A 24,553-nucleotide genomic window follows, 5' to 3' on the forward strand; every position below is an offset into this window, starting at 1 on the left:
CTCAACGCTCGGTCTGCATGGCATGAGACGTGCTGCGGAGCTTCCGCCTCAGCCACCAGGCCGATACCGACACCGTAGCCCACACGAGGATGGCGCCGGCGAATGCCTCGATCACGCTCGCCGCAACCAGGGCATAGAAGGTAGCGGCGAACGCCGCAAGACCGATGCTCCCCAGGCCGGCGCCCGCAGCATCGAGAGCTGCAGCCTGCTGTCCGCGCCTTCGTCCCGAGAGACCCGCCTTCTCTTTGGTCCGGCGCTCGTGGCTTTCGATCAGCGTCGCGCTGGCGCAGAAGATGGCAGGGAGCGCGAGGAAGAGCCCGCCGACGGCGACGCCGCAGCGCGCGCTCACGAAGCCCGCGAACACCGTGGCCGCTCCGCCGAGCAGAAAGCGAACGCCGAACTCGTACCAATGCGTTTGCTTCAGAGCAGACCATGATAGCCGGACCGGCATCATGCGGCACCTCCGAAACCCGCGAGCAGGACAAAGGCGACCACAAGCCATACGACGAAAGCGATGATGGTCGCCGGTAGCGCCGTGATACGAAACCTCATCAGGAGATGGCAGACCGCGAGGCTGTAGCAGGCGAGAGCTGCCGCACCATAGATCATGGTCCAACTGGCTGCGGCAGCGTATTTTGTGCCGTGCTGAACCACGGCGATGCCGAGCGTGGCGAGCGCGACGGACGGCGCCGCACCGAGAAGTCCGGCAAAGCTCTTCGGCTTTAGCATGTCACCGAGGATCGCGAAGGCAGAGACGACAACGCCACCTGCGATAAAGCGGACAAGGTATTCCGTCATCGCCGCGTCCGGGATGCCATGCGCGCCCGGCTGAGCGTAAGCGGACGGAGAAGTCTCTCGATGGCAATGCCCAAGGTGAAGCCGGCCAGCACGTCACTCGCCCAATGAGCGAGCAGGACGATGCGTGTCAATGAAAGCCCCACGGCGAGAGCGCGAACGACACGGCGCGGCTTCGTTGGAAGCCGACCTGCGGCGGAGGCGAGGGCGCCCATGTGCACGGCATGGCCGGACGGAAATGCGTCTCGGGACCGCCCTGATATCGGAATGCCGCGGCAGTGGCCGACGGCCGTCAGCCGGTCCGGTCTCGTTTGGTCGAACACGGATTTTAGGACGTGCGGAAGCAGGGCCGTGACCAGCGATACCAGCAACACGTGATTTGCAGTCGGGCGATGTGTCGGCTGCCGCAGCTGGGCGTAGATCCATCCTGCTGCGGCAAGTCCTATCAGAATATGCTCGTCGGCTCCCCAGGTCAGTGCCTCGGCCGCATGCTCTAGCCGCGCGTTGGTGTGCTTGGCGATCTCGTTGGCGATCGCATGATCAGCGTGGGTCGGTTCTACACTTACCAGTGCCATGGGCCGTTGCTGACGAGCTATCTTCCTGGCGATTTTGTTGCGCTCGTATGACAACGAATATTCCGGCCCGACGGTTCCGAATCTCCCGGTCCGGTGGTTCTTAAGGCTGGCCTGATCCGCCGGCGGCGCCGTACACTTGGCCGGTCGCATAGCTGGCGTCAGCCGCGGCGAGTTGTACGTAGATCGAGGCGAGCTCTGCAGGCTGACCGGGGCGGCCAAGCGGTGTCATGCCGCCGAACTTTTCAAGTTTCTCCATCGTGGCGCCGCCGGAGACCTGGAGCGGCGTCCAGATCGGTCCGGGCGCGACGCCGTTGACGCGAATGCCCTTGGAAGCGAGCTGCTTGGCCAGTGACTTCACGTAGTTCATCGTCGCCGCCTTGGTCTGTGCGTAGTCGTAGAGATCGGGCGAGGGATCGTAAGCCTGCTCGGACGTCGTGCCGACGATGCAGGATCCCGGCTTGAGATGCGGCAGCGCCGCCTTGATGATCCAGAACGGCGCGTAGATGTTGGTCTTCATGGTCGCGTCGAAATCTTCCGAGGAGACATCGAGGATGGACGCGCGTGTCTGCTGGCGGGCGGCGTTGTTGACGATGATGTCGAGCCCGCCGAGGCCTTGCACGGCCTGCTCGACCAGCTTCTTGCAGAACGCTTCGTCCTTGAGGTCGCCGGGGATCGGAAGGCCCGTGCGGCCTTCCTTCTTGATCAGCGCGATGACCTCCTGCGCGTCTGGCTCCTCCGCCGGCAGATAATTGATGGCGACATCGGCGCCTTCGCGCGCATAGGCGATTGCGGCCGCCCGGCCCATGCCGGAATCGCCGCCAGTGATCAGCGCCTTGCGGCCCGCGAGCCGGCCGGAGCCCTCGTAGCTGGTCTCGCCATGATCGGGGCGCGGCTCCATCTTGCCGGCGAGGCCCGGCCAAGGCTGCGACTGCTTCTTGAACGGCGGCTTCGGATGGCGGGCGACGGGATCGATCAGGTCTTGCTCGGCCATATCAGTGTTTCCTTTCGCCGTCGATGGTGCCAGCGGCGAGCGTTGCGCTTGCCGCGTGAACGATGCGCCGACGGGTTACTGAAGTCTCGTCGTGATGTGCCATGAAGGCCTCCGCGATTTTGCGATCTCAACCAGCGGAGAGGGGCATCGTTGCTAACGAGGACGCCGGCAGAACCGGCGTCCTCGGAAAGTCTCACTTCGATTGTCCGACGCTCGGCGCTCTGCCAAGTTCCTTGGCCATGTCGAGATGATGCCTGAGTGCCGGCAGCGTCTTGTCGGCCCAATCCTTCAGCGCGGCGTTGTCACCGCCCTTGGAATAGCGATCGAACAGCGAGATCGCAGCTTCGTGCGCGCTGACCTGGTAGGAATTGTAGTCCGAGCTGAAATCCCTGCCTGAGGCGTTCTTGAGCTTGTCCAGCTTGCTCTGGTGCGAACTGTCGACCGCGGTCGGCAGTGTCGCCTGCACCTTGCCGTCACCGACAAGGGCTTTGAGCTCGCCGCTGGTTCTGGTGTGGTCGGTGATCATCTGCTGCGCGAAATTCTTCTCCTGGGCGTTGCCCTTCTGCTCGGCAAGCTTGCTCGACTCGATCTCGAACATGTCGCTGATCGCGACCTCCTTGACGAAATCGGCGGTCTTGGGTGCGACGCCGAGCGCCGAATTGACGCCGGTCTTCTCCCCAATCGACTGGGCGAGCGCGGGGCCTGCGAAGAGCACGCAGGCAAAGACGATGACGGCACGTTTCATGGTTCGGTCCCTCTGTGTGGTCGCGCGGCCTTGCCGCGCCAGTCCTCGCGGCGACCAACACAACCTTGGGTCCGAGGTTCCTAATCCCTGGGATTGCGGCCGGTGCGAGGGTTGATCGGATCGGTCGGCTTCCGACGCAACCGTTCCGGCAGGAACGGCTCGGAAGGCGAGGCCGAGGGATCGGCGCGCACGTCGGCATGATGTTGTGCCCGCTCATGCGGCGTCTGGTTGGCGTTGATCCGGTACTTCACATCGACGCCGTCGACAGGATCGTTGACGCCATGCTGAATGTCACGGAAGTCGCTCATGGTTCACCTCATCTCGGTTTCCTGACGCGAACACTGAGAACCGTACGTTTCCGGCGATGTTCCTGTTCAGCCGCAAGATCCCGCCCCCTGTTTTCTGGAACGATCACCCCTTCGAGCCAGTTGGTTCACGTATTGGCTGAGTGGAGGATTGAGATGTTGAACCAAGGTGAGCTGGACCGCAGCGAGATGGGACGGCTGATCGGCAGCGACAAGGTCGAGGGAACATCGGTTTACGGTTCCGATCGCAACCGGATCGGTTCGATCGAGCGCGTGATGATCGACAAGGTGAGCGGCAAGGTATCGTACGCCGTGCTTGGTTTCGGTGGATTTCTGGGCCTCGGCAACGATCACTATCCTTTGCCGTGGCAGTCGTTGAAATACGACACCGAGCTTGGTGGCTATGTCACCGGCATCACCGCCAAGGCGCTCGAAGGCGCGCCGAAATATGGCGAGCGCAGCGATTGGAACTGGGGCGACGAGGCGGCCACGCGCGGTATCAACGCCTATTACGGCGTTCCCGTCGCTTGACGGGGGCACAGACCTTAACGGTCAGCGAGAGGGAATTCGATGAGCCAGGAAAAGCCCACCGATGATCCCCGGCAGCAGAATGACTGGGGATCGCACGCCCAGACGGACAAGCCCTGGAAGGGCAATCCAGAGAAGGAACAGAAATCCGGCGACAAAAAGCCGGATCTGGAGAAGTGGAACGAGACCAAGACGCACTGACCGCGTGCGGGCGATTCATGAAGCGCGGCGCAGAAAGCACCGCGTTTCTTTTTGCGCAATGCATTCACGAATGACGGCGGTGCTTTTGCAACCCGGAACCATGCCCCAGGCCTGCGGTTAGGCTCCGGCGTGTGCGCGTGGCCAAGCCGTTCGCCGCAGCCATAATCCCGATCGAGGTGTTCGCAGTGGATGCTCAAACCCGGGAGCGTGGGCCGTCTGCGGAGCAGCCTCAGAAGGTGGAAGCTCCAAAGAATTCGCCTGACCCCAAGCACCAGACCAGAGAACAGTCCGGGAAATCGGACAAGGCGCCGTCGCTGCGCGAACGACTTCGCGCGCACTGGCTGCTGTCGGTCGTCGGCGCGATCGTGCTGGTCGTCGCTCTGGCCGGCGGTCTGCTCTATTGGCTCGAGGTCCGCCACTATGAGTCCACCGACGACGCCTTCGTTGCCGCGCGCAGCTTTTCCGTGGCCTCGAAAGTCGGCGGCTACGTCACCGATGTCCCGGTTACCGACAACCAGCATGTCAACGCTGGCGATCTCCTCGCCAGGATCGACGAGCGTGACTATCGCATCGCCGTCGACCAGGCCAATGCACAGGTCGAAGTCTCCAAGGCCAATATCGGCAATGTCGAGGCGCAGATCGATTCCCAGCAGGAGCAGATCAAGCAGGCCCAGGCGCAACTGGAGCAGGCACAGGCGCAGCTCCAGTTCTCGCAGGAGGAGTTCAACCGCGCACAGGATCTGGTCGAGAAGGGCGCCGGCACCGTGCAGCGTCAGCAGCAAACCCGGTCCGATCTTCAGGCCCAGCAAGCCAACACCGAGCGCGCCAAGACCGCGGTGATCGCCGCGCAGGTCGGCATCAAGACGTTGCAGGCCCAGCTCGAAGGCGCCAAGGCGCAGCTCCAGCAGTCGCAGGCGCAACTCGATCAGGCCCGGCTGAACCTGCAATACACGAGCGTCGTGGCCGCGCAGTCCGGCCGCGTCGTCAAGCTCTCGGGCGCCAAAGGCACGTTCGTGACCGCAGGGCAGAGCCTGATGATGTTCGTGCCCGACGATGTCTGGATCGTCGCCAATTACAAGGAGACCCAGCTCGACGACATGCGGCCGGGTCAGCCGGTCGAGATTCGCATCGATGCCTATCCGGGACGCAAGCTGACCGGCCATGTCGATTCCGTGCAGCCGGGCTCGGGCACCGCCTTCAGCCTGCTGCCGGCCGAGAACGCCACCGGCAACTATGTCAAGGTGGTGCAGCGCGTGCCGGTGAAGATCGTGGTCGACAACTGGCCGGCTGATCTGCCTGTCGGTCCCGGCATGTCGGTCGTGCCCTGGGTCAAAGTGCGATGACCGACGCCACCCAGGACGGCGCCTCCGCCGGAGGCTGGTCGCCGGAGCGTTCGGCCGCCGGCGGCCACAATCCATATCTCATTGCCTTCGTGGTCTCGATCGCCACCTTCATGGAGGTGCTCGACACTACGATCGCCAATGTCGCGCTGCGCCACATCGCCGGCGGACTTGCCGTCGGCATCGACGAGAGCACCTATGTCATCACCAGCTATCTCGTCGCCAATGCCATCGTGCTGTCGATCTCCGGCTGGCTGTCGACCGTCATCGGCCGCAAACGCTTTTACATGATGTGCGTAGCCACCTTCACGGTCGCCTCGTTGCTGTGCGGTTTTGCCTGGAATTTGCAGGCGCTGGTGCTGTTCCGCATCCTGCAAGGCCTCGGCGGCGGCGGCATGGCCACCAGCGAGCAGGCGATCCTTGCCGATTCGTTCCCGCCGCAGAAGCGCGGCCAGGCCTTTGCCATCTATGGCATTGCCGTGGTCGTCGCGCCGGTGATCGGCCCGACGCTCGGTGGCTGGATCACCGATACCTATAGCTGGCATTGGGTCTTCCTGATCAACGTGCCGATGGGGCTGCTGTCGCTCTTCCTGGTCGGCACGCTGGTCAAGGAGCCGTCGGGCGCGGAAGAGGAGAGGGAGAAGCTGCTGAGCAAGGGGCTGCGCGTTGACTACATCGGCTTCCTGCTCGTCGCGATCGGGCTCGGCGCGCTCGAATTCGTGCTCGATGAAGGCCAGCGCAACGATTGGTTCGGTTCGAACATGATCGTGTCCTTCGCGCTGCTCTCCGCCTTCTGCCTGCTCGCGCTGATCCCATGGGAGTTGACGCGGGATGATCCCATCGTCGACATCCGCCTGCTCGGTAGATGGCAGTTCGGGTCCTGTTTCCTGGTCATGCTCGGCACGTTTGCAGTCCTGATCTCAACGACGCAGCTGTTGCCGCAGCTCTTGCAGACCGAGTTGGGCTACACCGCGATGCTGGCGGGACTCGTGCTGTCGCCGAGCGGCGTCGTGACAATGATGTTGATGCCGGTGGCGGGGCGACTGGTCACGATGGTGCAGCCGAAATATCTGATTATGTTCGGCGCTGCAGTCGCTGCGCTTTCAATGTGGCACCTGACCGGACTTACCGCGGACATCACCTATGGCTATGCCGCGCTGGCGCGGATCTATCTCGCGGTCGCTCTTCCCTTCCTGTTCCTTCCGGTGACGACGGCATCCTATGAGGGCTTGCCACCCGAGCAAACCAACCAGGCCTCCGCCCTGATCAATGTCGGGCGCAATATCGGCGGCTCCATGGGGGTAGCGCTGGCGCAGACGCTTCTCGCCCAGCGCCAGCAGTTCCATCAGAGCCGCCTGATCGAGCACGCCGCGCCATCCGACCTCGGCTACCAGCAGACCATCGACGCGATGACGCGCTACTTCCAGGGCCAGGGCTCGAATGCGAGCGATGCGGCGTCGCAAGCGGTGGCTTGGGTCGGCAAAACCTTGCAGCAGCAGGTCGACTTCCTCGCTTATATCGATGTGTTCTGGACCCTCGCGATCGTCGCCGTGCTGATGATCCCGGCGGCGGCCGTGCTGCGTCCGATCGATCTAGGTGCACCTGCGCGGGGCCATTGACAAAACCGCCGCCACTCTCGTCATTGCGAGCGCAGCAAAGCAATCCAGACTGCCTCTGCGGAGGGACTCTGGATTGCTTCGTCGCATCAGCGCAAAATCGCTTCGCGATTTTGTCGCGAGCTCCTCGCAATGACGATGTCGAGAGGCGCACCCGCCTGATTCACCCCGTCGCTTCCATCCGCCCCGGCCCCGGATGCACGTGCACCTGTTTCGCATGCAGCGGCTCGCCGCATTCCGAGCACACCATCACCGGATCGAACAGCTTGCCGCAACTCTTGTGCTCGTGCAGCAGCGGGCGGCCGCGCTCGTCGCTCATGTGGGTGTCGCCCCAATGCACCATCGCCATGATGACCGGATAGAGGTCGAGCCCCTTCTGCGTGAGGATGTATTCGTAGCGCTTCGGCGTCTCGGAATAGGGCACGCGGCGCAGGATGCCGAAGCGGACCAGCTTCTTCAGACGCTCCGACAGCAGATGCCGCGTGATCTGGAGTGACGACTGGAACGCCTCGAAGCGGCGCACGCGCAGGAAGCACTCACGCAGGATCAGGAGCGTCCAGCGGTCGCCGACCACGGCCACGGTGCGCGACAGTGAGCACGACTCTTCCTCCAGCGTATCCCACTTCATGGTCCTCTCCGTCTTAGGTCTAAAAAAGGAACTGACTTGAATAGACAATGATATTTCACCGTCGAATAGCATTTCGCTGCGCCGTTTGACAGTTCTATTTTAGAACTATAGCCTTCGGCACCAACGATGCTCTCACCGGAGGAGGCAGCCTTGCCCAAGCGAAATGCGACTGCGGCCGTGATCGGAGCCGGCGATTTCATCGGCTCCGAGATTGCCAGGAAATTCGCCGCCGAAGGCTTTTCGATCTACGCGGGCCGACGCAACGGCGACAAGCTCGCGCCGCTGGTCAAGGACATCGAGACGGCCGGCGGCGAGATCCACGCGCGCTCGCTGGACGCGCGCAAAGAGGAAGAGGTCATCTCCTTCCTGAACGACGCCGATCAGCACGCTCCGCTGGAGGTCTGCATCTTCAATGTCGGCGCCAACGTCAATTTTCCGATCCTCGACACGACCGAGCGGGTGTTTCGCAAGGTCTGGGAGATGGCCTGCTATTCCGGTTTCCTCGCTGGGCGCGAGGCGGCGCGGCTGATGCTGCCGCGCGGCGGCGGCAACATCTTCTTCACCGGCGCGACCGCGAGCTTGCGCGGCGGCAGCGGCTTTGCCGCCTTTGCCAGCGCCAAGTTTGGCTTGCGCGCCGTGGCGCAGGCGATGGCGCGCGAGCTCGGACCGAAGAACATCCACGTCGCCCATCTCATCATCGATTCCGGCGTCGACACCGAATGGGTGCGGCAGCGCCGGCTCGAGGCGCTCGGGCCCAACGCGCTGGACAATCCCGATCTTCTGATGCCGCCGTCGGCCGTCGCCGATTCATATTGGCAGCTCTATCAGCAGCCCAAGAGCGCCTGGACCTTCGAGATGGAGATCCGCCCGTTCGGCGAGAAGTGGTGACTGCGGCGCAAAAGTCCGGCTAGACTGATTTCGAGCAAATCCGGGAGGATATGTAAGTGAAGACCGCGATCACCGAACTGTTCGGCATCGAGCACCCGATCATCCAGGGCGGCATGCATTTCGTCGGCTTTGCCGAGCTGGCGGCCGCCGTCTCCAATGCCGGCGGGCTGGGCATCATCACCGGCCTCACGCAGAAGACGCCGGAATTGCTCGCCAAGGAGATCGCGCGCTGCCGCGACATGACCGACAAGCCGTTCGGCGTGAATCTCACCTTCCTGCCGACCTTCTCGGCACCGCCTTATCCGGAATACATCGCGGCCATCGTCGAGGGCGGCGTCAAGGCGGTGGAGACCGCGGGCCGTAGCCCGGAGCAATACATGCCGGCGCTGAAGGCGGCCGGCATCAAGGTGATCCACAAATGCACCTCGGTCCGTCATTCGCTGAAGGCCGAGCGCATCGGCTGCGACGCCGTCAGCGTCGACGGCTTCGAATGCGGTGGCCACCCCGGCGAGGACGACATTCCCAACATGATCCTGCTGCCGCGCGCGGCGGAGGAGTTGCAGATCCCGTTCGTGGCCTCCGGCGGCATGGCCGACGGGCGCAGTCTCGTCGCAGCCTTGTCGCTGGGCGCATCAGGCATGAACATGGGCACGCGCTTCATCGCCACCAGGGAAGCACCCGTCCATCAGAACGTGAAGAACGCGCTGGTCGCGGCGACCGAGCTCGACACCCGGCTGATCATGCGTGCCTTGCGCAACACCGAGCGCGTGCTGAAGAACGCCAATGTCGATCGCCTGCTCGAAATCGAGCGCGAGAAAGGCGCCAAGCTGAGCATCGACGACATCCACGACCAAGTCGCGGGCGTCTATCCCAAGATCATGCTGGACGGGCAGATGGATGCCGGGGCCTGGAGCTGCGGCATGGTCGCGGGCCTCATCCATGACATTCCCAGCTGCAAGGAACTCGTCGATCGCATCATGACCGAGGCGGAACATATCATCCGCAGCCGCCTGATCGGGTTCCTGGATGGGACGGGTGCGACGCGAAAGGTCGCCTGACACCGCCAACTTCTTAACCACGGCGGCAACTGGCCGCTGGAATTGCGCGCGACGCCTCCTAAATAGCAGTAAATTACTCCTTAACTAATCCATTTCAGGAGGCGTCCGTGGTCCTGAAAAGCGTTCCATTTGCGGTTGCCATTGCCTTCGTGCTTGCAGTGGGTGGTATCGCGCGCGCTGACGAGTACAAGCCCGACGAGTATCTCGGTCTCGATCTCTCCAAGGCCGTCCTGTCGCCGAAGCGGCTCGGACCCGAAACGCATTTCGCGCCGGTTGCGCTGGAGGCGAAGGGGGGCGGCGAGGCGCAGGCGCGTATCGAACCGATCGACGTGCCGAAGAAAGTCGCGGCCGAGCGCGTGCACGAGTCCGAGCCGAAGATCGCTCACACGAAGAGGGTGCAGCCGCGCGGCGCGGCCCGCACCAAGCTTGCGCATCGCCATGGCAATCCGCTTAATGCGCAGGCCATGGATACGCGCATCCAGACCTGGCCGTGCCGTTCCGGCGGCATCTGCAACTGGAAGCGCTGAGCTGGTTCGAGATCGTCACCATCGCGTCGCAAAAGCGTCGGCGCGGAGTCAAGGAAACGTAAGCTAGCTGTCAAACGGAGCAGGCACCTTCCGTCGCGATTCGACGAAGGTCTCCTTGATGGCAACGCTCCGCGCCCCGCGCGCATGGACCCGGCGGCAGTTTTTGGTTCGCTCCACCTCTGCTCTGGCGACCGCCTCGCTCGCAAAGCCCGGCATCAGCCGTGCCGCCGATCGCCCGGGGATCGCCGCCGGAATCCAGTCCGGAGACGTCTCGGCAGGCTCCGCCGTGATATGGGCGCGCGCGGACCGGCCGGCGCGCATGCAGGTCGAATGCTCGACCGTCGAGAGTTTCAAGACCATCATCGCGTCGGCGTCACGTGATGCGCTGCCCGATACAGACTTCACCGCAAAGCTGCAGCTCGGCGACCTGCCGCTCGGGCAGGACATCTTCTATCGCGTCGGCTTCGAGGACATCGCGACCGGCATCGCCGGCGAAAGCCGCATCGGACATTTCCGTACCGCGCCGGCTACAGGGCAGTCGATCTCGTTCCTGTGGTCTGGTGATGTTGCGGGGCAGGGCTGGGGCATCGACATCTCGCGTGGCGGTTATCGCAGCTACCGCACGATGCTCGAGAGCCATCCGGATTTCTTCATCCATTCCGGCGATCACATCTATGCCGACTGCGCGATTCCCTCCGAGCAAGAGCTGCCGAACGGCGAGATCTGGCGCAATCTCGTGACCGAGGAGAAAGCGCAAGTCGCGCACACGCTCGCGCAATTCCGCGGCAACTACAAATACAATCACCTCGACGAGAACTTCCGCACCTTCCATGCGCAAGTGCCGATGTTTGCGCAATGGGACGACCACGAGGTCACCAACGACTGGTCGCCGACCGGCAGCTATGACGCGTCCGGCTATGAGGATGACGGCACGCCGCGCCTGGTTGCGCGCGCCCGCCGCGCCTTCTTCGACTTCATGCCGATCCGCGACCGCGGCGCACGGCAGGGGCGTGTCTATCGCAAGATCGGCTATGGTCCGCTGCTCGACGTCTTCATGATCGACATGCGCAGCTATCGCGACGAGACCTGGAACAAGGGCCGCGATCACCGCGGCTGGATTCTCGGCGCCGAGCAGCTTGCCTGGCTGAAGCGGGAGCTCGCGGCCTCCCGCGCGACCTGGAAGGTGGTTGCGGCCGACCTGCCGATCGGGCTGATCAGTCTCGACGCCATCGCCCTCGGCGACGGCCCGCCTGACAGGCGCGAGCACGAGATCGCTGATCTGCTCGCCTCAATCAAGCGCGCTGGCGTCCGCAACATCGTCTGGCTCACCGCTGACATGCATTACACCGCCGCGCATTACTACGATCCGAACAGGGCGCAATTCCAGGATTTCGAGCCATTCTGGGAGTTCGTCTCCGGTCCACTCCACGCCGGCACCTGGGGCCCCGGCGAGCTCGACAACACCTTTGGCCCGGTGGCGATGTACCGGAACGGTTGCAGCGAGGCTCAGGGCGAGAATCTCGCGCCGTGCTTCGGGCTGCAGTTCTTCGGGCGCGTCGATATCGACGGCCGGAGCGGCGTGATGACCGTAACCTTGAAGGACGTCGACAACCGCGACCTCTGGTCAGTCGACATCGTGCCCCAGCCGCGGGCGCGCCCCGCGGTCGTGGCGCAGCATTCGTGAGGGAAGGGCAACTCCTAGCCCAGTCGTCATGCCCGGGCTTGTCCCCGGGCATCCACGTTCTTCGTGCCGCAAGGCGTGGATGGCCGGGACAAGCCCGGCCATGACGCCGGGGATAGCTCGTGCGTCCCGAGCTAACCCGATCTTGATTAGCCGCGGTGCGCCCGCCGCGCTATGATGTCTGCTCCCGCCACCTCTTTTCCATGACCGAAGAGTCTGCTCTCGCGGCATGCCGCGCGTATCCGGCGGGCTGAAATATCTCAGGAGCCCATTCCATGGATCATCTGAAAACACAGGGCATCAGCATGCCCAAGCTCGGCCTCGGGACTTTCCGGATGCAGGGCGACGTCTGTCGTGAAGCTGTCGAGAGCGCGCTGTCCATCGGCTACCGCCACATCGACACCGCCGAAATGTATGCCAACGAGGAGGCGATCGGCGCCGCGCTCGCCGCTAGCTCCGTGCCGCGCGGCGAGCTGCACGTCACGACCAAGGTCTGGCACGAGAACCTGGCGCCGGATGCGATCCGCCGCGCCTTCGATGCCAGCCTGAAGAAGCTCAGGCTCGACCACGTCGACCTTTATCTGGTGCACTGGCCGTCGAGCTCGGCAAACTGGGGCGCGGTGTTCGAGAGCTTGATGAAGCTGAAGGAAGAGGGGCGCACGCGGGCGATCGGCGTCGCCAATTTCACCACGGCCTTGCTGAAGATTGCGGTCGAGGACGTCAGGGCACCGATTGCCTGCAACCAGGTCGAATATCACGCGATGCTGGATCAATCGAAGCTGCTGGCCTATCTCAAGGCGAAATCGATCCCGCTGGTCGCCTATTGCCCGCTCGCGCAAGGACGCTTTGCCTCCGACCCGGTGCTCGCCGAGATCGGCGCGAGGCACAATGCGAGCGCGGCGCAGGTCGCGCTGAAATGGCTGCTCGACCAGGATGGCGTCGCCGCGATCCCGAAGGCCTCGCGCCGCGAGAGCCAGCAGGCCAATCTGGATGCGCTGAAGATCGAGCTGGATGAGGCCGATCGCAAGAAGATTGCCGCGCTGCCGAAGGACAAGCGCTGCGTTAACCCCGGCTTCGCGCCGGCTTGGGACTAGGGTTGTGCAAGTGATCGGGGACTACTAGCGCACTTTCGCTGCTTTGCTTTCATAAACCGTTAGCCAACATCATGGCCCAACCAAGGTAACGATGCCTGCCGAGAGGAGCATTTTGACCCCGAGCGCACGTCACAGGTAGCCTCATCCCCTCGTTAGCGCCAAGCCGCTAAACCATTACTAACTGGTGCTGCGTAGCTTATCCATCACAGGAATAGGAGCACGCGCGGAATGGATCTGGTTGCCATGTTCGACGATTGCGCGGCCGCCCTGGAGCTGGGCCTTCGCGAAGCGCGCGCCGGCAATCCGAAGATGATCGACGTCTTCGACGCGATCCTGACCCAGCTCGAAACGCGCGACGATGCCGACGCCCGCGAAATGAGAGCCGCCGCGCATTTCGCGGCGGCAACATGCCACGCCGCGTGCGGGCAAAGCGGGGCGATGGGAAAGCGCGCCGCCAAGGCCATGGCGGTGCTCAAGAGCCTCACTGAGCCGAGCCGGACGCTGGCGAGCGTCGACGTGATCGCTGACGCGCTCATGGACCGAAACGAACATCGCCGCGCACTGCCCTATTGCCAGCAAGCCGTCGCCCTGACCCGTCGTCATCCCGAAGCAGTGGCCGGTCGTCTTTGGCGCGCTGGTCGCTGCCTCGTGCGTCTCGGCTTCTCCGCCGAAGCGGCGGTCGTGCTACGCGAGGCGATTGACCTGATCCGCGGCTCGGGCCCGGACCTGCTGCTCGCTCACGCCTTGCTCGATCTCGGCAACGCTATCCTCAGGTCCCAGCCAGACGATGCATCGCCGGCGTTCCGTGAGGCCGCGGACATTTTCGCCGCGAATGACCATAGCAACCAGGCCGCGACCGCATGGCTTAACCTCGGCGTGCTGGCGAGCCGGGCGAACCGCCTCGAAGAGGCGCTCGCATGGTATGAAAAAGTGCGCGAGGCGCGCGAGCGCGACCCGAAAACGACGACGACGCAGCGAGGCAACCTGCACAACAACATCGCCAATGTCTACCGCCGCCAACGCGATTTTGCGCGCGCCCGGGCCGAGGCCGACCGCGCGGTCGAAATCCTGACCCCGGTCGGCGGCGAGTTTCTCGCCCACGCCCTTGGCACACAGGGTGAAATCCGCCGCGATGCCGGCGAGAAGGAAGCCGCGCTGGAGTGGTTCGGCCGCGCCCGCGCCGTCATGGAGGCGCTTCCAAACGTCAATCGAGAGAAGCTTGCAGAAAAGCTGAGCAACGAGGCCGAGGTGCTCGAGGCCTTGGACCGCGCCGCCGAGGCCGCCGCGCTGCGCGCACGCGCAGCCGCCTTGCTCGAGACCAAGGCACCGCCGACCCCGCGCGCGGCTCCGAAACCCGCCAAGCAACCCGTCAAGCGCAAGTCCAATGGCACCGTACTCGTCACGCTGGACGGCATTGGCCTTCCCGCCGAGGTCTATGCGCAATGCGATCTGCACACCCTTGAGGTCAGGCTCGAACGCCGGCTCGACGAGACGGATGCGGGCGAACTCGACGGTCACGAGCACGGTCCGGAAAATGTGCAGCTTTTCCTTTATGGCCCGAACGCCCGCGCACTCTTTGATGCGATCCGCCCGGTCCTGACGGACTATGCGCTCTGCCGCGGCGCTGCAATCGAATTGCGCCAGGGACGCAAGGTTGAGCGCTTTCCCCTGAGCGCAGCCTGACCTTGGTTCGCGAGGCCTAACGCTGAGCTTCATCGGGAATTGGCTCACCGTTGCCGCATCCCACGGCCAAGGACATGTCGGCTGTCAGGGAGAGACCGGACCTAACTTAGGCCGGGCCAAACCGTCGCGTCTGACCCATTGCAGACCTTCCTCTTCAAGAGGCAAGCAGGTTCTTGTGGGTTCTCAAGGGACCGTTACCACCGGCCAGTTACCGCCGAAGGCTTTTACGCCCCGGCCCTTGGCCTCGCCAGGCGCCTCGTCCCGCCAGAAGTAGTACAGGGGGGCGCCCTGAAATGTGACCTGCTTGATGTTGTGCAGGTCAGTGCGGACTACCACGCCCAACGTACCAGTTACTCCCGGTGGAGTGGTCGGCATATCCGACGTAAGAACGGGCGGCCAAGCCGTGATGCACGTCGCGATTTTGCCTGTCGGGGCTCGACCGAGCTGCGGACCGTAGGGGCAGCTTAAGGGGTCCTTCGCGGCTGCGGAGGTTGGATCGTCATAGTAGTACAGGGTGTAGCCCCTGGCGTCGGTCAGGATATTGCCCAGTGTGGGGTTGGCGGTCACCGTCAAATTCGCGACGCAGTTCGGCGGCTGAGCTCCGGGTCCCAGAATGCAATTCTCCGGCGCTGTTTTGCCGGGGGCCGGCTGGGCGTGGACGGTGGCGACGAGGAAGAGCTGAACCAGAAGGGTAACAACCCCTCCAGTCCACGCGGGTCGAAGGGAACGCCACGGGGGCCGAGAATGAATCATCGCGCAGCTCCTTCCAGATCGCTCCTCCCGCAAGGAGCCTAGCCACGCCTGAGATAACCTTCAAGATACCCTCAGCCCGCCCATCGAGGGCGCCGGTACCCGTCAGAGAGGCGCCGAAGAGGCGGTCATCGTCCGCAACTATGCCCTTAGCGTCGAACCTCCGTACTCGCGTTGACAGTCAGCTCTTTGGGGTAGACCGGACGCGACCGCAGTCACAGCCGATCGACGCGAATGACCCAAGGCGGACGCATGGGTCCTTGTCTCCGTTCGTTTTGTTCGCTTCAATACGCGTGTGCTGGGTACGCACGAAAACGCACCGTCAGCACTGCTTGCTAGCCGACGAGGTGATCGATGAAGCGGCGAGACTTCGTTGGCGGCCTAATGCTTGCGACGGCGATGCGGCCAGCGGTGGCGCAGCAGACCGCAAAGGCGAAGCGCCTCGCGTATGTAAGCCAAGCATTCAATGTCGCCGACCAAAGGGCGGATGCGGATCGATACCATCGCGCTTTTTACGAGGAATTGAACCGCCGCGGCTACTTCGAGGGCCAGAACCTCGTGACCGAGCATTACTTCGAGGCTCGACCGGAGCGCCTTGCGGAACTGGCCCGGGACGTGGTGGGCACGCGCCCCGACGTGATATTTGCCGAGGGGAGCCTGCCGACGCTGGTCTTGAAAACGCCGGCCACCGAGATTCCCGTCGTCACACTAGCTGCCGATCCGATTGCTCAGGGACTCACCCAAAGCCTCGCTCATCCCGACGCAAACATCACCGGCACAAGCGCCGATGCTGGCATCGAACTCTATGGTAAGTTGATCGAGCTTCTCAAAGAGCTCGAGCCAAAACTGTCCAACGTGTTTTGTCTGGCATCGGAGCGGCTGTGGAAATCCCAATATGGCGTTGCAGCCCAAGAAGCAGCGAAACGTGCGGGCATTTCATTGATCCCTGTCCTCTTGACGACCTTCGACGAGGCAGCATACGAGCGCGCCTTCAAATCGATGGACCAAGATCGGGCGGATGCGCTTCTTGTCTCCTTTGATGGCCTGCACCTCGTCCATCGGACTGCGCTGGTCAGATTGGTTGCGGAACGTCGGTTGCCGGCGATCTTCCCCTTTCCCATTATTGTCGATATCGGCGGACTGATGTTTTATGGAGCCGACTATGTGGACATCTATCGCCGCCTCGCCGGCCAAATCGCCGACATCCTCAAGGGCGCGAAACCGGCAGATATTCCGTTTCAGCAACCGACCAAATTTGAGCTGGTCATCAACCTCAAGACGGCCAAGGCGCAGGGGATCGACGTGCCAGCCACGATGCTCCTCCGCGCTGACGAGGTCATCGAATAGGGACGCAATTGCTGCAGCGCATGAGTCCGCAAGTGTGAAGGGTTTCGGATGCCGGCCGCATCACTGACGGGGCGGCACATTCGGCGGCCGGCGTCCGAAAGCCTCCAAGGGAGGAAACCGCGCATGAGGGAACGTGGGGCGGTGCGGCAGGAGCTATGGGGATTTAAGCGCCGCGGGCGGGCCGGCTGATTTGGATGGAGCCGTCGCAACGAGTTGTGTGACAGCGAAGCGGCTGACGAATGCGCGACGGATGGCGTCGAACTGCAAAAGTTGCCGGACGATGTGCGAAGGCAGGCGGATGTCTGAGCGCGCCCTGCCGTGGCCGGTCGAGAGGCGATAGGCGCAATGAACAGATTTGCCGGATCGTGACGCGGTCATGAGGTATCGATCCTGATGACAGTTGCTGGACTTGTCGGCCGATGCCGTGGCGTTGCGCCGCGCGCGAACAACTCGATGATGATCATGCGACCGCCGCAGCATGGACAGGCGGGCTTGCTGGGATCGACGGCTGCAGCGGTAGGGTGACCGTCAGGTTTTGCAGCGGCGAGCAGCTCCCGGGCATGGGCGATATTGTCGGCGCAAGAGCCTTTGGCAAACAGGCCGTAGTGGCGAATGCGGTGCAGGTCTTCTGGCAGTACGTGGATGAGGAAGCGGCGGATGAACTCGAAGGTCCCGAGCGTCATCTGCTTGTATCGATCGCGCCCTTCGATACGATAGTCCTTCCACTTGAAGGTGACGCCGTGCTGGTCGAAGGCGATCAAGCGGCGGTTGGCGATGGCGACGCGGTGAGTATACCGCGACAGATAAGCCAGCACTGCCTCTGGCCCGCCGAACGGCCGCTTGGCGTAGACAACCCATTCGGCCTTGCGCAGCGGTGCGAGATAAGCCGCGAAGGATTGCGCCTCGGCGAGATGGGCGTGTTCGCCGAAGAAGCTCAGGCGGCCGGCTTGGTGGGCCGCGACGAGCTTCTCCAGGAACACTCGCCGGAACAGGCGGGAGAGCACGCGCACGGGGAGGAAGAACCCTGGTCGGCAGGAGACCCAGCGCAGGCCGTCGGGCGAGATGCCGCCGCCTGGCACGATCATGTGCACGTGGGGGTGATGGGTCATCGCCGAGCCCCAGGTGTGCAGCACGGAGGTGATGTCGATCCTGGCCCCGAGGTGCTTCGGATCGGCGGCAATCGTCAGCATGGTCTCGGCCGAGACCTTGAACAGGAGATCGTAGAGGATGGCCTTGTTCTGGTAAGCAATGTCGGCGATGGCTGCCGGCAGCGTGAACACGACATGATAGTACGGCACCGGCAACAGCTCGGCCTCGCGGTCGGCAAGCCATTCCTTTGCGGCCGCACCCTGGCACTTCGGACAATGCCGGTTGCGGCAGGAGTTGTAGGCGATGGCCGTATAGGCGCAGTCCTCACAGCGCGCGACATGGCCGCCGAGGGCTGCCGTGCGGCAGCGCTCGATCGCCGACATCACCTTGAGCTGGTCGAGGCTGACATGGCTGGCGTGGGCTTGGCGCCATGCCGGGCCATGGTCGCGGAAGATGTCCGCAACCTCCAAGGCCGGGCGCGACACGGGTGCGTCAGCCGGGCGGCCGGATCTCCTTCAGCTTGAGCGCAATGTGCTCCAGCGGGCTCATGACCGCGCTGATGGTCTTGGTGGCGACGCGGGTATAGAGCGCCGTGGTGTCGAGCTTGGCGTGACCGAGCAGCACCTGGATGACGCGGACGTCGATGTTCTGCTCCAGGAGGTGAGTGGCGAAGCTGTGCCGCAAGATGTGCAGCGAGACGCGCTTGTTGATCTCCGCCATCTGGGCGGCGGCGTGACAGGCGCGATTGAGCTGACGCGTGGTCATCGGCTGGGCCGGATCGCGGCCGGGGAACATCCAGCCCTGCGGCCGCGCCGCCTTCCACCAGGCGCGCAGCAGTTCGAGCAGGTATGGGGACAGCATCAAGTTGCGGTCCTTGCCGCCCTTGCCCTGCTCGACGCGGATGATCATCCGCTTGCTGTCGATGTCGGCGACCTTGAGTGAGACGACCTCGTTGGCGCGCAGGCCGGCGCCATAAGCCACACTCAATGCCGCCTTGTACTTCAGCCCCGGCGGAGCATCGAGCAGCCGCGCCACCTCCTCGACGCTGAGCACCACCGGCAGCCTGCGCGGCTCGTGAATGACATGGGTGTGCTCGACGATCTCGTGGCGCCTGAGCGTGACTTTAAAAAAGAACCGCAGGGTCGAGACGGTCTGATTGATGGTCGGCACGCCAACGCCGCTCGCCGCCAGATGCAGCTGGTAGCGCCGCACGTCCTCGAAGCTCGCCGTATCGGGCGAGCGACCGAGAAACGCCGCGAAGTTCTTGACCCTTTGCACGTAGTCATGTTGGGTCTTCGGGGCCAACTTGCGGATAGTCATGTCTTCGATCATGCGCCGGCGCAACGGGCTCATTGCCTCGTCGGTCATGGGGATGCTCCTGTCTTGAGTGAGGTTGTTGCAACCCCTCGATCTCAAGACAGGACGCCCCTTGGCGCTATCGGCTTGACCGCGCTGCCTGCCGCACCGGCCTACCGCGCGAGCGGTTTAGTCCTGTGGCCCATTTGCGAAGTTGCGCTGCGTCCGACGGCGGCCCGCTCATCGCGCCAGAGCGGACCAGATTTGCTCAACCTGAGTTCTTCGCGTTTTGACCCAGATCGGCCGCCCTCACTTAGGACGGCATCGAGTTCGCGGACCAAAATCCTTCTGTGATCGGAGTCACTGCTCTCATTTCTCGTTCACATATGATGAGTCCATCGAAGGCGGGACCTTCGATTTCAGCAACAAACGGAGGTTACCATGAACAAGTTGCTTACTTGCGACGAGAACATCTCAGAGCTCGCGGACGCCGAGCTGGGCGCAGTCACGGGCGGCGCCGAGGCAGTGTGCAGCACACAGCGCCAGGATTACGGAGCCTGCAAAATTGTCTTTAGCGGAGCCGAGGTCTGGAACCAGTTTGCTACAACGGCCGGAGTCCCCGGCGCAAGAATGTAAGCGCCAACACTGGCGTTCCTCAGGCGTAAGCCACGGTCGAGGAGGCCACGAACAAAGTGGCCTTCTGCTTTTGCTATCGACACGCCATTTGCGATTGCGCCACTGACACCATCGCGGCGAATGCAAAGTTAAACCGTGCATCCGCATGAACGTTCCGGAGGAGCGGGAAGAGAATTCTGAATGGATGTTCAGGGTCAGGACGATTGTTCAGAGCAGCGCTGCTGCGAAGGTGTTGGTGCGCCGGTCTTCACGTTCTTGCCGTCCTTGATCGTGTACTCGCCGCGCTCGTTGCGATTGTAGATCGCGCGCAGGCTGCCGTTCTCGGCAAGCATCAGTCCGAATTCGCGTGTCTGCCGAAGCGACGGGAAGTAGACCATCACATTGAGCAGGCCTTCGGCGTTGACGGTGGCGGACACCACCTCGTTCTCGTCCTTGACGTCGCCGAAATCGCGCCGGTACATCACCCGGCCATCCTTCCGGATTTCGTAAGTAAGCAGGGCACCCGTGTTGCGGTCGGGCTTGGCCGCGCAATCGACCGCCCATGAGCCGAGCAAGCCCCACTGCGCGACCGTCGCCGCAAGCGTCTCGGCACGCCCGGGGAACGTGAACGCAATCCAAAGCACCGCCGCCGCAGTCCAGCGGCTCAAACAACGCGTCATGTTTCAAAAGGCCCCGCCTCGAGAAATTCCAAGTGTAAGCATCCCCGTCGCGGTCGTCCACGGCAGCCGCCGATCGCGCGTGAATTTGATCCGCGTCAATGAGGCCGGTCGCGTCGGGGGTAAGATGGCGCTCCCGAAGGCGAACGTGGTGAGAGCGATGCTGAATCAAGTGATGGATTTCGCGGGCGAGGTGCTGCCGGGGAGCTGTGCCGTACCGCCTTATTCCGAGACTGCGTTTCTGGCCGAATTGGGCGAGCGGTTGCGATCGTCGCGCGCCCGTTGCGAGCTGTCGCGCCGGGAGCTGGCCCGCCGTTCCGGGATTTCAGAGCGCTACATCGCCCAGATCGAAGCCGGTAAAGGCAACGTTTCGATCGTGCTGCTGCTGCGGCTCGCCTCCGCGATCCATGGCAGCCAGCCCCAGGCCGCTTAGGCCCGTTTCTCCACGTTGGCACTGCGGGCCGGCACGCCGAACTCCTTGCGGCAGATTTCGGCGAGAACGGCGACGCCCTCGCGGATTTGCTGATGCGAAGGGCTCGCAAAGCACAGCCGCAGGCGCGAGCCTGAATGGCTCTTGTCGGTCGACCATTCCGGTCCGGGATTGATCGAAACACCGGCGGCAAGCGCAGCCTGGTAGAGCTTGAGCGTATCGACCTGGTCGGGCAGCTTGACCCACAGGAAGATGCCGCCTTTGGGCTCCCTAAACTCGGCCGCCGTCCCGAACTGCTCGTTGAGGGCTTCCATCAGTGTGTCGAGCTTGGTGCGCAGCGCCCTGGTCAGCGCCGGCACGTGGCTTGTGAAATGCTGATGGCAATAGGCGGCGAGCACCATCTGCTCCAGCGCGCCGGAGCCCGCGTCCGTCTTCAGCGCCAGCATCCGCGACATCACATCCCAGGGTGCGACGATGAAGCCGACGCGCAGCGCCGGCGCGATCGACTTCGAGAACGAGCCGATATGGATGACGCCGCCATTTTGGCTCATCGCGTAGATCGCAGGCGGGCGCTCTCCCGACCAGACCAGGTCGGCATAGCAATCGTCCTCGAAGATGGGCACGCCATATTCGGCCGACAGCCGCAGCAATTCGGCGCGACGGTCCTCCGGCATGATGCTGCCGGTCGGATTCTGCACGGTCGGAATGGTGTAGATGTACTTCGGCTGGATAGCACGGCTCTTGAGGTCGGCGAGCGCGGAGGCCAACACATCCATCCGCATGCCGTCCCGGTCGAGCGGAATGCCGACGGTGTTGACGCCCAGCCGCGTCAGCCTCTGCAGCGCCCCCTGATAGGTCTCCTGTTCGACGATCACGGTGTCGCCGCGCGTCAGCAGCGTGTTGTTGACGAGGTCGAGCGCCTGGAGCGAGCCGGAGACGAGCAGGAGATCGTCGACTGTGCAGACGATGCCGGCATCGCGTTTCAGTTTCGTCGCCAGGAACTCGCGCAGCGGCACATAACCCTGAGGGCCATGCGCCAGTCCGTAGGTGGCGAGCGACCGGCCCTCGCGTTGCAGGGCCTGATTGGCGGCCTCGATCAGCTCGTCAAGCGGCACCTGCTCGGAATCGTTGTTGCCGCCGACGAAGCTGTATTTGGCAAGGCCCGTCCAGCGCGCGGAAGGGGCCGGCAGCCCTGCGGGAAACAGGGGCGCGAAATCGAAGCTGGACGTCATGGGAGCGTTCCTCGTTGTTTTTATTGAGCGTTGTTCTTATTGAGCGGCCGGCTTGGTGCCGGCCTGCCTTACTTCCTGCCTACCGTCCGGGTCGGTCGTCCCTGGCTGATGAAAGCGTAATGCGCATTGGCGACGCCGCCAACCATCAGGGCCTCGACGACAGGCTCGGCGATTTCGCTCGCTGCGGCCCAGTCGACGATGAAATTGGCTCCGGTCCCGCCGCGCACGTCGTCTGTCGGAATGAACACCGAGATGGAGGCGAGCGGCTTCACCGCGACCGGCGCCTTCAGATAGCTCTCGACTTGCTTGCCTGCAGTGTCGAAATAGGCAATGCGCCTGACCACCAGGGCTTGCGTCTCGGAAGCGTTGTGGACGCTCAAGGTCACCGAGAAATCGACGCGCAGCTTGCCATGGCTCATCGCGACGCTCGAATAGGCCGGCACGTAGAAGCCGCCGGAGACGGCGAGCTCCTCCTTCGGCATTGCTTGAAGCGAATCGGCGAAGGTCTGCTCAAGATTCGCCTTGGGCTGCGCGGCCGCCGGCCCAATGAAGGCGAGGGGGCATAGCAGCATTGCGGCAACGATGCCTGCTGACATGTGACGAATTGCTCGTTTGCCGCGCTGCACTCGGTCTCTAGGGTGCGACAAAACGGACCGGTCTGGCATGCACGAGCTCATTCGCGACATCACTCTCTGTATTCTGTTCGCCTGGATGCTGGGCCTGCTCGCCCATTTCTCCCGGCAACCGCTGATCCTCGCCTACCTTATCGCCGGCTTCTGCATAGGTCCATTCGGCGCCGGCTGGGTCAAGTCGCAGGAATCGATCAGCGTCATCTCCGAGCTCGGCCTGATCTTCATGCTGTTCATGATCGGCCTCGAGATCGACCTGAAGAAGATCGTGCGGGCGGGCAAGGTGATCCTGTTTGCGGCCGGCGGCCAGTTCCTCGGCGGCTGTTTGCTCGGCATCCTGTTCTTTGCGGGGCTCGGTCTGTCGCTCGGCGGCGGCCATTTCGATGCCCTCTATCTCTGCATCGCCTGCGCGCTCTCCTCGACCGTCATCATCGTCAAGGTGCTCTACGAGAAGCGCGAGCTCGACACCTTGCCCGGTCGCATTACGCTCGGCGTGCTGGTGCTCCAGGACATCTTTGCCATACTGTTCCTGGCGGTGCAGCCGAGCCTTGCGAACCTGCAAGTCGGCGTCATCCTGCTCTCGATCGGGCGCGCCGTGGTGTTGGTCGCGGCCGCGCTGCTCGTGAGCCGCTACGTGCTGCCGCGGCTGTTCCACCAGATCGCCCGTCGTCCCGAGTTGATCCTGCTCGGTGCGCTTGCCTGGTGCTTCCTGGTCGCCGAGACTGCCGAGCAGCTTGCGCTCTCGCGCGAGATGGGCGCTCTGATCGCGGGCGTTTCGCTCTCGACCTTCCCTTACGCGCTCGACGTCACGGCCAAGGTGACGACGCTGCGCGATTTCTTCATCACGCTGTTCTTCGTGGCGCTGGGCATGACCATTCCCGTGCCCGGCCTTTCCGTGATCGGGCTGGCCCTGATGATTGCAGCCTTCACGGTGGTGAGTCGCCTCGTCACCACCTTCACGCCGCTCTATCTGATGAAGCAGGGCCTGCGTGCGAGCCTGCTGCCCGCGATCAACCTGGCGCAGATATCCGAGTTCTCGCTGGTGGTGATCCAGACCGGCGTCACCGACAATCATATCGCGCCGGAGACGGCGAATGCGGCTTCCTTCGCCTTCGTGGTCCTGGCGGTGCTCTCGACCTTCGTCATGACCCGAAGCGACGAGATCACCCGCTGGGCGATCGGCCCCCTCAAGCGGATCGGCCTGCGCGATCTCGACCATGACAACGGCCACACCGATGAGGGGCATGAGGGCGGACATGGCGAGGCGCGCCGCATCGTCATCCTCGGCTTTTTCCGTGCGGCGAGCGCGCTGCTCGCCGAGATCGAGCGCCAAACCCCGGTGTTGCTGGAGCAGATCACGGTGGTCGACTTCAACCCCAATGTGTACCAGACCCTGCTTTCGCGCGGCCTGCACGTGATCTATGGCGACATCAGCAATGTCGATACGCTGCTCCATGCCGGGATCGGCAAATCCGAGATGATCATCCTCAGCGTGCCGGACGCGCTGTTGAAGGGCGCCAGCAATGAGAAGCTGGTCCGCCACGTCCGAACCCTCAACCCCAAGGCCCTGATCGTGGCCACGGCCGATCTCCTGTCCGACGTCGGCGAGCTCTATGCGGCTGGTGCCAGCTATGTCACCGTGACCCGGCTCAGCGACGCTCATGAATTGTTTACGGTGATCGAGGCCGCCCAGGCGGGCCTGTTGGCCGACAAGCGCGCCGAGCTCGATCTGCGGCTGAGCGAACGGCGCGAGGTGCTGCCCTGACTGGCGTGCAGCCGGCTTCCGTCCGGGTAAGGCGCGCCTATATCGCTGGTATCTTCGGTGCAAGCCTG

27 protein-coding genes are annotated in these 24,553 nt (G+C 63.5%); 14 read left to right on the forward strand and 13 right to left on the reverse strand.

The annotated features are described in order from the left end of the window. Nucleotide 1: 1 nt before the first annotated feature. The 6 genes from XH88_RS19645 to XH88_RS19670 all read right to left on the reverse strand — a co-directional run bounded on the left by XH88_RS19645 (nucleotide 2) and on the right by XH88_RS19670 (nucleotide 3,414). Nucleotides 2-451, reverse strand: a complete 450-nt coding sequence (locus tag XH88_RS19645) for a hypothetical protein (RefSeq protein WP_271670396.1) — start codon at nucleotides 449-451, stop codon at nucleotides 2-4. Then, nucleotides 451-798, reverse strand: coding sequence for a DUF3147 family protein (locus XH88_RS19650; protein ID WP_271669896.1), 348 nt, complete (start codon nucleotides 796-798; stop codon nucleotides 451-453). The genes XH88_RS19645 and XH88_RS19650 overlap by 1 nt, the downstream gene beginning before the upstream one ends. Then, the gene (locus XH88_RS19655) at nucleotides 795-1,370 is read right to left on the reverse strand and encodes a phosphatase PAP2 family protein (protein WP_271669897.1); all 576 of its coding nucleotides are present in this window, start codon (nucleotides 1,368-1,370) and stop codon (nucleotides 795-797) included. Before XH88_RS19655 ends, XH88_RS19650 begins: the two co-directional genes overlap by 4 nt. A 100-nt stretch (nucleotides 1,371-1,470) precedes the next feature. Continuing rightward, entirely contained in the window at nucleotides 1,471-2,361 is an 891-nt protein-coding gene (locus tag XH88_RS19660; RefSeq protein ID WP_271669898.1) for an SDR family oxidoreductase, read from the reverse strand. A gap of 193 nt (nucleotides 2,362-2,554) precedes the next feature. Beyond that, entirely contained in the window at nucleotides 2,555-3,106 is a 552-nt protein-coding gene (locus tag XH88_RS19665; protein ID WP_271669899.1) for a DUF4142 domain-containing protein, read from the reverse strand. An 80-nt stretch (nucleotides 3,107-3,186) separates the two neighbouring features. Continuing rightward, nucleotides 3,187-3,414: a hypothetical protein gene (locus XH88_RS19670; RefSeq protein WP_271669900.1), complete on the reverse strand. Its 228-nt coding sequence runs from the start codon at nucleotides 3,412-3,414 to the stop codon at nucleotides 3,187-3,189. Nucleotides 3,415-3,567: 153 nt separating this feature from the next. Here XH88_RS19670 and XH88_RS19675 point away from each other — a divergent pair, with 153 nt between their 5' ends. From XH88_RS19675 to XH88_RS19690, 4 genes are all read left to right on the forward strand, one after another. Beyond that, nucleotides 3,568-3,942, forward strand: coding sequence for a PRC-barrel domain-containing protein (locus XH88_RS19675; RefSeq protein ID WP_271669901.1), 375 nt, complete (start codon nucleotides 3,568-3,570; stop codon nucleotides 3,940-3,942). A 39-nt stretch (nucleotides 3,943-3,981) separates the two neighbouring features. Beyond that, entirely contained in the window at nucleotides 3,982-4,140 is a 159-nt protein-coding gene (locus XH88_RS19680) for a hypothetical protein (protein ID WP_271669902.1), read from the forward strand. Between the two features lie 185 nt (nucleotides 4,141-4,325). Continuing rightward, a complete protein-coding gene (locus XH88_RS19685; RefSeq protein ID WP_271670397.1) occupies nucleotides 4,326-5,483 on the forward strand; it encodes an HlyD family secretion protein in 1,158 nt (385 codons plus the stop codon). Next, nucleotides 5,480-7,099 (forward strand): DHA2 family efflux MFS transporter permease subunit, encoded by a 1,620-nt coding sequence (locus XH88_RS19690; RefSeq protein WP_271669903.1) that lies wholly within the window; start codon nucleotides 5,480-5,482, stop codon nucleotides 7,097-7,099. The genes XH88_RS19685 and XH88_RS19690 overlap by 4 nt, the downstream gene beginning before the upstream one ends. 160 nt (nucleotides 7,100-7,259) lie before the next feature. On the opposite strand, the gene XH88_RS19695 is transcribed toward XH88_RS19690, so the two are convergent. Further along, nucleotides 7,260-7,724: a winged helix-turn-helix transcriptional regulator gene (locus XH88_RS19695; protein ID WP_271669904.1), complete on the reverse strand. Its 465-nt coding sequence runs from the start codon at nucleotides 7,722-7,724 to the stop codon at nucleotides 7,260-7,262. A 150-nt stretch (nucleotides 7,725-7,874) separates the two neighbouring features. Between XH88_RS19695 and XH88_RS19700 the strand changes: the two genes are divergently transcribed. From XH88_RS19700 to XH88_RS19725, 6 genes are all read left to right on the forward strand, one after another. Continuing rightward, on the forward strand, nucleotides 7,875-8,612 hold the full coding sequence (locus tag XH88_RS19700; RefSeq protein ID WP_271669905.1) for an SDR family oxidoreductase: 738 nt from the start codon (nucleotides 7,875-7,877) through the stop codon (nucleotides 8,610-8,612). Nucleotides 8,613-8,668: 56 nt separating this feature from the next. Next, a complete protein-coding gene (locus XH88_RS19705; RefSeq protein WP_271669906.1) occupies nucleotides 8,669-9,670 on the forward strand; it encodes an NAD(P)H-dependent flavin oxidoreductase in 1,002 nt (333 codons plus the stop codon). Between the two features lie 107 nt (nucleotides 9,671-9,777). Next, entirely contained in the window at nucleotides 9,778-10,197 is a 420-nt protein-coding gene (locus tag XH88_RS19710) for a hypothetical protein (protein ID WP_271669907.1), read from the forward strand. A gap of 118 nt (nucleotides 10,198-10,315) precedes the next feature. Then, a complete protein-coding gene (locus tag XH88_RS19715; RefSeq protein WP_271669908.1) occupies nucleotides 10,316-11,881 on the forward strand; it encodes an alkaline phosphatase D family protein in 1,566 nt (521 codons plus the stop codon). Nucleotides 11,882-12,153: 272 nt separating this feature from the next. Next, nucleotides 12,154-12,972: an aldo/keto reductase gene (locus XH88_RS19720; RefSeq protein ID WP_271669909.1), complete on the forward strand. Its 819-nt coding sequence runs from the start codon at nucleotides 12,154-12,156 to the stop codon at nucleotides 12,970-12,972. A 228-nt stretch (nucleotides 12,973-13,200) separates the two neighbouring features. Further along, a complete protein-coding gene (locus XH88_RS19725) occupies nucleotides 13,201-14,655 on the forward strand; it encodes a tetratricopeptide repeat protein (protein WP_271669910.1) in 1,455 nt (484 codons plus the stop codon). 183 nt (nucleotides 14,656-14,838) lie between these two features. Here XH88_RS19725 and XH88_RS19730 read toward each other — a convergent pair whose 3' ends face one another. Further along, entirely contained in the window at nucleotides 14,839-15,222 is a 384-nt protein-coding gene (locus XH88_RS19730) for a COG4315 family predicted lipoprotein (protein ID WP_271669911.1), read from the reverse strand. A 537-nt stretch (nucleotides 15,223-15,759) separates the two neighbouring features. Here XH88_RS19730 and XH88_RS19735 point away from each other — a divergent pair. Then, complete coding sequence (locus XH88_RS19735; RefSeq protein WP_271669912.1) at nucleotides 15,760-16,752, forward strand: ABC transporter substrate-binding protein; 993 nt, start codon at nucleotides 15,760-15,762, stop codon at nucleotides 16,750-16,752. A gap of 374 nt (nucleotides 16,753-17,126) precedes the next feature. Here XH88_RS19735 and XH88_RS19740 read toward each other — a convergent pair whose 3' ends face one another. Beyond that, the gene (locus XH88_RS19740; protein ID WP_271669913.1) at nucleotides 17,127-18,326 is read right to left on the reverse strand and encodes an IS91 family transposase; all 1,200 of its coding nucleotides are present in this window, start codon (nucleotides 18,324-18,326) and stop codon (nucleotides 17,127-17,129) included. A gap of 7 nt (nucleotides 18,327-18,333) precedes the next feature. Beyond that, nucleotides 18,334-19,209 carry a tyrosine-type recombinase/integrase gene (locus XH88_RS19745; protein ID WP_271669914.1) on the reverse strand — a complete coding sequence of 292 codons (876 nt, stop codon included), beginning with the start codon at nucleotides 19,207-19,209 and terminating at the stop codon, nucleotides 18,334-18,336. Nucleotides 19,210-19,578: 369 nt separating this feature from the next. On the opposite strand from XH88_RS19745, the gene XH88_RS19750 reads away from it, so the two are divergent. After that, the gene (locus XH88_RS19750; RefSeq protein WP_271669915.1) at nucleotides 19,579-19,773 is read left to right on the forward strand and encodes a hypothetical protein; all 195 of its coding nucleotides are present in this window, start codon (nucleotides 19,579-19,581) and stop codon (nucleotides 19,771-19,773) included. Between the two features lie 194 nt (nucleotides 19,774-19,967). Here XH88_RS19750 and XH88_RS19755 read toward each other — a convergent pair whose 3' ends face one another. Continuing rightward, nucleotides 19,968-20,432, reverse strand: a complete 465-nt coding sequence (locus XH88_RS19755) for a hypothetical protein (protein WP_271669916.1) — start codon at nucleotides 20,430-20,432, stop codon at nucleotides 19,968-19,970. Nucleotides 20,433-20,589: 157 nt separating this feature from the next. Here XH88_RS19755 and XH88_RS19760 point away from each other — a divergent pair, with 157 nt between their 5' ends. Next, entirely contained in the window at nucleotides 20,590-20,862 is a 273-nt protein-coding gene (locus XH88_RS19760) for a helix-turn-helix domain-containing protein (RefSeq protein WP_092298948.1), read from the forward strand. Here the strand turns inward: XH88_RS19760 and XH88_RS19765 are convergent. Both XH88_RS19765 and XH88_RS19770 read right to left on the reverse strand, forming a co-directional pair. Further along, nucleotides 20,859-22,091 (reverse strand): aminotransferase-like domain-containing protein, encoded by a 1,233-nt coding sequence (locus XH88_RS19765; protein ID WP_271669917.1) that lies wholly within the window; start codon nucleotides 22,089-22,091, stop codon nucleotides 20,859-20,861. The two genes, XH88_RS19760 and XH88_RS19765, sit on opposite strands and share 4 nt — an antisense overlap. Nucleotides 22,092-22,159: 68 nt before the next feature. Then, on the reverse strand, nucleotides 22,160-22,687 hold the full coding sequence (locus tag XH88_RS19770) for a DUF3124 domain-containing protein (RefSeq protein WP_271669918.1): 528 nt from the start codon (nucleotides 22,685-22,687) through the stop codon (nucleotides 22,160-22,162). A 67-nt stretch (nucleotides 22,688-22,754) separates the two neighbouring features. Here XH88_RS19770 and XH88_RS19775 point away from each other — a divergent pair, with 67 nt between their 5' ends. Further along, nucleotides 22,755-24,485, forward strand: coding sequence for a cation:proton antiporter (locus XH88_RS19775; RefSeq protein ID WP_271669919.1), 1,731 nt, complete (start codon nucleotides 22,755-22,757; stop codon nucleotides 24,483-24,485). Nucleotides 24,486-24,553 lie beyond the last annotated feature (68 nt).

The organism is Bradyrhizobium sp. CCBAU 51627 (genome assembly GCF_028128765.1).
GTDB lineage: Bacteria > Pseudomonadota > Alphaproteobacteria > Rhizobiales > Xanthobacteraceae > Bradyrhizobium.